Here is a 9,392-nt window from a genome sequence, read left to right as displayed (position 1 = left end):
TTGCCGAACAGGTCGGGCCGGTGGCCGTGCATCGACATGATCCCGTACTGCTGGATGATCGTGATGATGTTGTTGGTGATCCAGTAAAGCACCAGCCCCGAGGCGAAGCCGCCCAGCATGAACATGAAGATCCAGGGCATCCAGGCGAAGATCATCTTCTGCGCCGGGTCGGTGGGTGCCGGGTTCAGCTTCTGCTGCATCCACATGCTGATGCCGAGGATGATCGCCAGCGCGGGCAGCGACAGCGAATGCAGCATCGTCCCCTGCACCGGCGCGTCCCAGGGCAGCAGCCCGAACAGGTTCAGCAGCGACGAGGGGTCGGGCGCCGACAGGTCGCGGAGCCAGCCGATCCAGGGCGCGTGGCGCAGTTCCAGCGTGACGAAGATCACCTTGTACAGCGCGAAGAAGATCGGGATCTGCAGCAGCAAGGGCAGGCAGCCCGCCGCCGGGTTCACCTTGGCGTTGCGGTACAGCGCCATGACCTCCTGCTGGTATTTCGCCCGGTCGTCGCCGGTGCGCTCCTTGATCGCCTCCATCTCGGGCTGAAGCTCGCGCATCCGGGCCATCGAGACATAGGACTTGCGGGCCAGCGGGAAGACCAGCGCCTTGAGGATGAAGGTCAGCGCGATGATCGACCAGCCCATGTTGCCGATGGCGCCATTGAGCCAGTGCAGCAGGCGGAAGATCGGCTTGGTCAGGAAGTAGAACCAGCCCCAGTCGATCGAATCGACGAAGCGGTCGATCCCCTTGGTCTGCTGGTAGGCGTTGATCGTCTCCCACTCCTTGGCGCCGGCGAAAAGGTAGCTGGAGGAGGAAAGCTGCGTGCCCGGCGCGACCGTCTGCATCGGCAGGCGCGTCTCGGCCTGGTAGATGTCGGCGCCCGGCGCGTATTTCACCACCGAGGTGAAGGACTGGCCCGGCGCCGGGATCAGCGTCGTCATCCAGTACTTGTCGGTGAAGCCGACCCAGCCGTTTTCCGTGACCTGGGTGATCTCGGCGGGGCCTTCCTGTCCGGCCGCGTCGAACTTGACCATGTCCTTGTACTTGGCCTCAAGCAGCTGGCCGTCGCTCATGCCGACCGCGCCCTCGTGCAGGATGAAGAAGTTCTGCGTGTCGGGCTGGCCGTGGCGGGCGAGGATGCCATAGGGCGCAGCCACGAAGGGCGCGGTCCCCAGGTTCTCGACGCTCTGCGTCACGGTGAAGAGATAGCGGTCGTCCAGTTCGAAGCTGCGGCGGAAGATCTGGCCTGCGCCATTGTCCCAGGCCAGCGTCACCGGCTGGCCGGGGGCCAGCACCGTGCCGCTTTCCACCGTCCACTGCGTCGCGGGCGAGGGAACCAGCGCGGGGTCCACGCCGGGGCCGGGCATCCAGCCGTAGACGGCGTAATAGGGCTTCTGCACCACGATCTCGGGATTCGCGCCGGGGGCGGCGGGGGTTCCTTCGGTGGTGAGGCGCGGCTGCGCCGTCGGCGACATCAGCCGCACGAAGGGCGAGTTCGGGTCCAGCGTCTCGCGGTAGCCGGTCAGCAGGATGTCGTCGATCCGGCCCCCCGCCAGCGAGATCGAGCCGCTGAGCGAAGGCGATTCGATCTGCACGCGGGGCGCGGTCAGCACCGGATCGTCGGCCGAGCCGATCAGCGTGGGCGCGGGGGCCTGACCGGCCGGTGCATCGGGCGTCACCGCGCCGGTCGCCGTCTGCGTCGTCGTGGCCGGGGCCACGGGTTCGGGCGGAGGCGGCGCGAAGAAGGCATACCACCCGATCATGACCAGTGCCGACAGCACCATGGCAAGGATCAGGTTGCGGTTGTTGTCGTCCATCCTTCGGGACCCCGGTCTGTGCGAGAAATACGCGCCGCTTCAACCGGACCCCCCTGCAAAGGTCAAGCGAATAGCGGGTTCGGCGGGGCGCGCGGCCCATCAGATCACGGTGACGACGCGTCCCGCGTAAAGCCGCTCGACATCCTCGGGGCGGCAGAGATCGGTCGCGGGCGTCATCACCGCCGCCGCCGCCGCGGCGGCGCCCAGCGCCAGCGCGTCGGGTTCCGCCATGCCGCGGGCAACCGCCAGCGCATAGCCTGCGACGAAGCTGTCGCCCGCGCCGACCTTGCTGACGACCTCGACCTTCGGCGCCTCGGCATGCCAGCGGCCCTGCGCGGTCGCGACGATATTGCCGTCCGATCCCCGTGCGATGATCACCGCACGGGCCGCCCCCGCCTGCACGAGGCGCGAGGCGAAATCGGCCGTGTCCTTCCGCCTGGGCAGGGCACGGCCCGCCAGCCCCTCGGCCTCGGCGTCGTCCATCCGCAGCACCGCGATGGGACCGGCGCGCCCCGATGCGGCGGCGGCCAGCGCCTTGCCCGAGGTGTCCACGAAAAGGCAGGTGTCACGGCCTTCCAGCCGCTCGGCCAAGAGGATCGGAAAAGCGGCGGGGACGCCCGGCGGGTTCGAGCCCGAGACGACAAGGATGCCGTCCTCGGGCGCGGCGCTGGCCACCGCGTCCAGCGCCTCGCGCACGTCGTCCTCCTGCCACTCGGGACCCGGCAGGACGAAGCGGAACTGCTCGCCGGTGCTGCGGTCGATCACCGAAATCGACTGCCGCGTCTCGGCGGGCGCTTCCAGTTGCAGGATCTGCAGTCCGGTCTCGCAGCAAAGAAGGTCGTGCATCCGCTTGCCGGTGTGGCCCGCCAGCGCCACGACCGCGGTGGACTGCCCGGCCATCAGGGCAATCGCGCGGCTGACGTTGATGCCGCCGCCGCCCGCGTCGAAGACCGGCGCCTCGCAGCGCAGCTTGAGGTCAGGCACCACCTTTTCGGCGCTGGTCGCGATATCCAGCGCCGGGTTCAGGGTGACGGTCAGGATCGGGGCCTGCGGCTGGGGCGTGACGATCATTCCCACCACCTGTCGATGCTGGCGATGTCGCCGTCGGACCAGCCGAAGTGATGGGCGAATTCGTGGATCACCACGTTGCGGACCAAGGCCCCCAGCGCCACGTCGCCGCGTTCGGCCCATTCGTCCAGGATCGCCCGGCGGAACAGCCAGACCGTGTCGGGGAAATGCTGCGGCTGGCTCGCCATCTTCTCGGTCTGCGGGACGCCGTCGTAAAGGCCGGTCAGTTCCAGCGGATCGTCGATTTCCAACTCGTCCAGCACGTCCTCGCCAGCGAAATCCTCGACCCGCAGGATCACCTGCGCGGCGGGACCGGCGAACTCGGTTGGCAGGCCGGCCAGAACCTCGCGCGCCAGCGCCTCGATATCGGCGGCGGTGGGCGCAATGGCCTCGGTCCAGTCGGTCATGGCGTCTCCGGGGTCTTGCAGGGTCAGGGGCCGATATGGACAAGAATCGCCCGGTATGAAAGAGCGGGCGGATCAAGGAGACGCCGATGACCACGACCCGTTTCGCGCCCTCGCCGACCGGCCATATCCACGTCGGCAACCTGCGGACCGCCCTGATGAACTACCTGATCGCCCGGAAAACGGGCGGCACCTTCATCCTGCGGCTGGACGACACCGACCGGGAACGGTCGAAGCAGGAATACGCCGACGGCATCCAGCGCGACCTGGAATGGCTGGGCCTGCAATGGGACCGGATCGAGCGGCAGTCCGACCGGCTGGACCGCTATGCCGAGGCCGCCGACCAGCTTCGCGCGGCGGGGCGGCTTTACGAGGTCTTCGAGACGCCGACCGAACTGGACCTCAAGCGCAAGAAGCAGCTGAACATGGGGAAGCCGCCGGTCTATGACCGCGCGGGGCTGAACCTGTCGGACGAGGACCGCGCGCGGCTGCGGGCCGAGGGGCGCGAGGGCTATTGGCGCTTCAGGCTGGACCAGGAACGGATCGAATGGGCCGACGGCATCATCGGCGAGGTGTCGATCGACGCGGCATCCGTCAGCGACCCGGTGCTGATCCGGGCGGACGGGCAGGTGCTTTATACCTTCGCCTCGTCCGTCGATGACGTGGACATGGGCGTGACCGACATCGTGCGCGGCGCGGACCATGTGACGAACACCGCGACGCAGATCCAGATCATCCGCGCGCTGGGCGGGGAACCCCCGCGTTTTGCCCACCATTCGCTGCTGACCGGTCCGGGGGGCGAGGAACTGTCCAAGCGGCTCGGCACACTGTCGCTGCGCGACCTGCGGGAACAGGGCGTCGCGCCCGAGGCGCTGCTGTCCCTGATGGCGCGGCTGGGGTCGAACCAGCCGGTGATGCTGCGGATGTCCCTGGACGAGCTGGCCGAGGGCTTCGACCTGTCGCAGTTCGGCGCCTCGCCCACCAAGTTCGACGCCGAGGACCTCTGGCCGCTCACGCGCGAGCGCAACCAGCACCTGCCCTTCGAGGCGGTGCGCGCACGGATCGCGGCCATGGGCGTGCCGGATGACATGGCCGAGCAGTTCTGGTCGGTCGCCCGGCAGAACATCACGAAGCTGGACGACCTGGGCGAGTGGTGGAGCCTGATGCGAGACGGCGCCCCGCCGGTGATCGACCCCGAGGATGCCGAGTTCATCCCGCAGGCGCTGGCGATGCTGCCCCCGCGTCCCTGGACGGGGGCGACCTGGGGCGAATGGACGGGCGCGGTCAAGGCCGCCACGGGACGCAAGGGCAAGGGGCTGTTCATGCCGCTGCGCAAGGCCCTGACCGGCATGGACCACGGCCCCGACATGGGCGAGCTGATGCCGCTGCTGCAGAAGGTGCCCGCCGCCGAGCGGTAAGCCCGAGGCGAAGGCGGCCCTGGAGCCGCCTTTCTTCATCCGTTCCGTCACCTGCAGGGCGGCCCCGGAAAGGGCCGCCCTGCGCTTATCTCACCCTGATCGCGATGGGCTGGGTGAACTGGAAGGACCGGCCGCTGGGCGGCGGCGGCAGGCTCGGCATCCGCGCCGCCTGCTGGGCAAGCGCCGCATCGATCTGGGGATCGCCGGTGCCGCGCGACAGTTGGGCGCGGGTGGCGCCGTTCGCGGCCACGCTGACGGTCACGGTCGCCTGCACGACCCCGCGCTGGCCGCGGACACGGGTCCGGCTCATGTGCCTGCTGACGGTGGCGCCGGCGCGCTGTTCCCAGCTTGCCTGCGCCTGCCGCGAGGCGCCCGAGGCGGCTGCTGGCGCCTGACGCGCGCCACTGTCGCCCGCGCGGCCCTGCTGCCCCTGGCGGGAAGGCTGGGATTGCTCGCGCCGCTGCTCGCGGCGTTCCGCGCGGGGCTGCTCGGGGGCGCGCCGGGTTTCGCGACGGCGTTCCTCGCGCGGTTCCTCTCGGCGTTCCTCTCGGGGCGGCTCGCGCCGGACCAGCCGCTCGGGGCGGCGGGGCGGCGGGGGGACGATGGCGGGGGTGGCCTCGGGCGGCGGCGTGAGGCTGGCGAAATCGGGCGGCGGCAGCGGCACGACCGGGGGCGGCTCGAACTCCGGCACCGGTTCGGGCGGGACCATCCCGGCGAAATCGGGGGGCGGCAGCGGCTCGACCTCGGGCGGGACGAAGTCGGGCTCGGGCGGCGTCAATTCAGAAAAATCGGGCGGCGGCAGCGGATCGAGCGGCTCGGGGGTGAACTCCGGCGGCGGGTCGGCGGCGTCTTCGCTGGCCTCGGCCTCCGGCGCCTCCTCGCCCGCAGGCGGCGGGGCGAGGTCCAGCAGGATCGCCTCGGGCGCGGCGGGCAGGGGCTGGCCGGGCTGGCGCATGGCCCAGGCGGCGGCGGCCACATGAGCCGACAGCACCAGCGCGCCCACCGCCAGCCAGGCCCCGGCGGTGCCCAGGCGCCCGCCGCTCATGGCGTTGCCGCAAGCGCCGCCGGCGGCGCGCTGGCGCGGTCCATCCCGACCAGGGCGATCTTCAGGTAGCCCGAATCGCGCAGGCGGTTCATCACCTCCATCAGGTCGCCGTAAGCCACGGCCTGGTCGGCCCGCAGGTAGATGCGGGTTTCAAGGTCGCCTCCGGTCGCCTTTGCAAGCTCGGCCGCAAGCGCATCGGGGGCGATCGTCTCGTTGCCCAGCGACAGCGTCAGGTCCGGTCCCACCGTCAGCCAGACGGGCGTGTCGGGACGGCCCGACACCGGCGCGTTCGACACCGGCAGGTCCACGTTGATGTCCACGGTGGAGAGCGGCGCCGCCACCATGAAGATGATCAGCAGGACCAGCATCACGTCGATGAAGGGGGTGACGTTGATCTCGTGGTTTTCCACCAGGTCGTCGTCGCCGCCAGGCTGGTTCCGGATGCCCCCCGCCATCAGACCGCGAACCCCGCTTGCGCGCGGTCAAGGTCGCGGCTGACCAGCCGGTCGACCCCCGCCGCCGCCTCGCCCAGCCGCAGCCGGTAGCCGGAAATGGCGCGGGCGAAGAAGTTGTAGATGACGACCGCGGGAATGGCCGCGATCAGGCCGATGGCGGTGGCCAGCAGCGCCTCGGCGATGCCGGGCGCCACCACGGCGAGGTTGGTCGTCTGCGCCTCGGAAATGCCGATGAAGCTGTTCATGATCCCCCAGACGGTGCCGAACAGCCCGACAAAGGGCGCGGTCGAACCGATGGTCGCCAGCACGCCCGTGCCGCGCCCCATGTGCCGCGCGGCGCGAGCCTGGATCTGGCTCAGGTGCGAGCCGATGCGTTCCCGCACCCCTTCCGGCGACAGCCCCTGTGCGGATCGGTTCATCTCGCGCGCCGCCGCCCGCAGCATCCGGTCCTCGGGGCCGCGCCCGTCGGCCGAGGTGAGGGCTGCGCGCAGGCTGGCGGCCGCCTCGATCCGGCGTGCGCCCCGGTTGATGGCGCGCATCGCCATCAGATATTCGATCATCTTCACGATCAGCACCGTCCAGGTGACGATCGAGGCGAAGACAAGGCCGATCATCACCGCCTTCACCACGATGTCGGCCTGCCGGTACATCCCCATCGGCGACAGGTCATGGGGCAGCGCATCCGCCGGAATCGCCCCGAGGGGGCTGGCATCCGCCGCGGCCGGATCATCGGCGGCAGGCGCGTCCGTTCCGGTGGGCGCCAAGGCGGGAATGCCGGCCTCGTCCGCCATGCTAGCCGCAGGGGGCGCCACCTGCGGCGCGGGGGACAGGGAAACATCCTGCGCCAGCGCGGCAGGCGCGCCGATTCCGACAGCAACGGCAAGCGCAAGCGAAAGCCGGAGCAGGGCAGCGCGAGGAAGGGCGAACATCATGGAACAAACCTTGCTGAGCGGCAAAGCCGCATTCCCTGCGGTCCAAACAGACTCTGACATTTCTTGTCAACTATCTGTGTGCTTGCGGGGGAAAGTTGTAACCTCCTGCCTCGGGCGCTGTACCTGATCGAAGGAATCCTATTGACAGAGGTCAATCCTGACGTAAACACTCCGACATACCCGAGCAATACGCTCAACTAAGTTGGAGGCCCAGATGAACGACCTCACCTTCCATGGTAGCGACCCCACGCCTGTCCAGGTCCGGCTGCAGGCCCCTTTGCATGACGCGACGACCCTGACCGCGGGCGGCCATCTGGCCCAGATCGCGCTCGCCGATCAGATCTACACGCTGCGAATCACGCGCGCCGGAAAGCTGATCCTGACCAAGTGACCGGGGACGCCCCCCGCATGCCCAGCTATCCACGAAAGCCCGGCCCCATGAACCTTATCATCCTTTCCCGCGGCTTCCCGGCCCCTGCCATGATCGCGCAACAGGAAACAGCCCGATGATCGTCTGTCATTGCATGGGGATCACCGATGGCGAGATCCGCGCCGCGGTCGGCTGGATGCGCGCCTCGGATGCTGATACGATCGTGACGCCCGGCAAGATCTACCACGCGCTCGGCAAGCGCGCGGATTGCGGCGGGTGCATGAAACTGTTCGTCGCGACGATGCGCGCCGCCGACGGCTTTGCCGTCGATGCAGACCCAAGGCAGGTGCCGGCGGTTCTGCGCGGATTGCGGCAGCGGGCGGCGGTCTGAAAGCAGAGGGGCTGTCCATGAAGGGTGATCCGAAGGTCATCGAGTATCTCAATGCCGCGCTCAGGTCCGAGCTGACGGCCGTCAGCCAGTACTGGCTGCATTACCGCCTGCAGGACGACTGGGGCTATGGCCGGATCGCCAAGAAGTCGCGCGAGGAATCGATCGAGGAAATGCACCACGCCGATCGCCTGATCGAGCGGATCATCTTCCTTGAAGGCCATCCGAACCTGCAGAAGCTGGACCCGCTGCGGATCGGCCAGAACCTGCGCGAGACGCTGGAAGCGGACCTCGCTGCCGAGCATGACGCCCGCAACCTGTATCTCGAAGCGCGGCAGTATTGCTCGCAGGTCAACGACCAGGTGTCGAAGTCGCTGTTTGACGACCTGATCGAGGACGAGGAAGGCCATATCGACTTCCTGGAAACGCAGTTGTCCCTGATGGACGAGATCGGCATCCAGAACTACGGCCAATTGAACGCCAAGCCTGCCGACAAGGCGGAGTGAGGCCAAGACCAGCCTTTAGATATGAGCGCCGCCTTCGGGCGGCGTTTTCATTCGAGAAGGCGTTGCCCGTTCAAGTCGGGTTTGAGCCTGCTAATGACCTGAGTTGGTGGGTGTCGCGTGCTCAGCCGCAGTTCGCAGGGATGCGATACGCTCTTGCGTGAGGCGCAGGGTAACATCATTGGCAGACTTGATGGCAGGGCTGCTCAGCAGGCGCTTCATCTCTGCCATAGTAGACTGCTCGTGTCGTAGAATGGAACGGTCCTCAACCTCATTCCGGTTGTGCTCATCGAAGAATTTTGGGGTGTGACGTGGCTTTCTCTTCACAACGTTCTTTTCAATGTTGACAAATCCTCGCCCCCGCATTGCCTTCAACTCGTACATGTCTCTTGTCCGCACGAGGTAGTGATTGATCTGGGCTAACTCCCATGCATAATCTTCAGGAGGGATGCGAAAATTAGCTTTTCCCTGCACCCCGATAAGCCAGCGCGCTGTAGGATAGAATTCGGCATTCAGAATATTTCCTGACGCATTCAGAAAATCTGTGCTTTTGAAGTGCTTCCATTTTCTAAGATGTGGACGGTGGTTTGCAATCTCTGATAATCGAATTTTTCGGTTATGGTGGCGATAAAAAGTTTTTATGATCTTGTTTCCAGAAAAGTCACGATCAGCAGCCTTGATGAAACTTTCCGAAATAAACCTTTCTGGGAACGTCTTGTTTCCTCCGTCTCCAAAGATGCGCCACGGAATAAGCATCCCCGAAGCTGGGCCGAGTGCAGATATAAGGTCCTCTACCATTCCATGTCCACAGTGGACGTTCAGGAACTCGTCTGCATCTAGCCAGATAAGCCAGTCGCCGTCAGATATCACTCCGCTTTCGTTTGCTGCTCGCGCAGCCCTGCCTTGAGGGGATTCGTCGAGGGCGACAGAGTGACTAATATGGTATACCTCTCCCGACGCGTGCAGTGCGTCGAGTAACTCGGTTGTTCCGT

The 9,392-nt window shown here is 67.0% G+C and carries 11 protein-coding genes; 4 read left to right on the top strand and 7 right to left on the bottom strand.

The window, feature by feature from the left end:
* The 3 genes from yidC to Q4F04_RS13440 all read right to left on the bottom strand — a co-directional run.
* Positions 1-1,817: membrane protein insertase YidC (gene yidC / locus Q4F04_RS13450; protein ID WP_303370323.1), on the bottom strand; the 1,817-nt coding region annotated here is incomplete at its 3' end.
* A 99-nt stretch (positions 1,818-1,916) separates the two neighbouring features.
* The gene (locus tag Q4F04_RS13445) at positions 1,917-2,888 is read right to left on the bottom strand and encodes a 1-phosphofructokinase family hexose kinase (protein ID WP_303370322.1); all 972 of its coding nucleotides are present in this window, start codon (positions 2,886-2,888) and stop codon (positions 1,917-1,919) included.
* Positions 2,885-3,292, bottom strand: coding sequence for a metallopeptidase family protein (locus Q4F04_RS13440; protein ID WP_303370321.1), 408 nt, complete (start codon positions 3,290-3,292; stop codon positions 2,885-2,887). The genes Q4F04_RS13445 and Q4F04_RS13440 overlap by 4 nt, the downstream gene beginning before the upstream one ends.
* Before the next feature lie 86 nt (positions 3,293-3,378).
* On the opposite strand from Q4F04_RS13440, the gene gltX reads away from it, so the two are divergent.
* On the top strand, positions 3,379-4,707 hold the full coding sequence (gltX, locus tag Q4F04_RS13435) for a glutamate--tRNA ligase (RefSeq protein ID WP_303370320.1): 1,329 nt from the start codon (positions 3,379-3,381) through the stop codon (positions 4,705-4,707).
* Positions 4,708-4,792: 85 nt separating this feature from the next.
* On the opposite strand, the gene Q4F04_RS13430 is transcribed toward gltX, so the two are convergent.
* The 3 genes from Q4F04_RS13430 to exbB are packed head-to-tail and all read right to left on the bottom strand — an operon-like array spanning position 4,793 to position 7,139.
* The gene (locus Q4F04_RS13430; protein WP_303370319.1) at positions 4,793-5,752 is read right to left on the bottom strand and encodes an energy transducer TonB; all 960 of its coding nucleotides are present in this window, start codon (positions 5,750-5,752) and stop codon (positions 4,793-4,795) included.
* Positions 5,749-6,207 carry a TonB system transport protein ExbD gene (exbD, locus tag Q4F04_RS13425; protein WP_303370318.1) on the bottom strand — a complete coding sequence of 153 codons (459 nt, stop codon included), beginning with the start codon at positions 6,205-6,207 and terminating at the stop codon, positions 5,749-5,751. Before exbD ends, Q4F04_RS13430 begins: the two co-directional genes overlap by 4 nt.
* A complete protein-coding gene (gene exbB / locus Q4F04_RS13420) occupies positions 6,207-7,139 on the bottom strand; it encodes a tonB-system energizer ExbB (RefSeq protein ID WP_303370317.1) in 933 nt (310 codons plus the stop codon). The genes exbD and exbB overlap by 1 nt, the downstream gene beginning before the upstream one ends.
* A gap of 214 nt (positions 7,140-7,353) precedes the next feature.
* Here exbB and Q4F04_RS13415 point away from each other — a divergent pair, with 214 nt between their 5' ends.
* The 3 genes from Q4F04_RS13415 (at position 7,354) to bfr (ending at position 8,403) form a co-directional block, all read left to right on the top strand.
* The gene (locus Q4F04_RS13415) at positions 7,354-7,530 is read left to right on the top strand and encodes a hemin uptake protein HemP (protein ID WP_303370316.1); all 177 of its coding nucleotides are present in this window, start codon (positions 7,354-7,356) and stop codon (positions 7,528-7,530) included.
* Between the two features lie 115 nt (positions 7,531-7,645).
* On the top strand, positions 7,646-7,900 hold the full coding sequence (locus tag Q4F04_RS13410; RefSeq protein WP_182791036.1) for a bacterioferritin-associated ferredoxin: 255 nt from the start codon (positions 7,646-7,648) through the stop codon (positions 7,898-7,900).
* Between the two features lie 17 nt (positions 7,901-7,917).
* Complete coding sequence (gene bfr / locus Q4F04_RS13405) at positions 7,918-8,403, top strand: bacterioferritin (protein WP_303370315.1); 486 nt, start codon at positions 7,918-7,920, stop codon at positions 8,401-8,403.
* Between the two features lie 90 nt (positions 8,404-8,493).
* On the opposite strand, the gene Q4F04_RS13400 is transcribed toward bfr, so the two are convergent.
* Positions 8,494-9,392 (bottom strand): hypothetical protein (locus Q4F04_RS13400; RefSeq protein ID WP_303370314.1); only part of this gene is annotated, 899 nt, incomplete at its 5' end.

The organism is Paracoccus sp. (in: a-proteobacteria), assembly GCF_030536915.1.
Classification (GTDB): domain Bacteria; phylum Pseudomonadota; class Alphaproteobacteria; order Rhodobacterales; family Rhodobacteraceae; genus Paracoccus.
The sequence above is the reverse complement of the archived record's forward strand: the minus strand, read 5'-3'. Positions and strand labels throughout refer to the sequence as shown.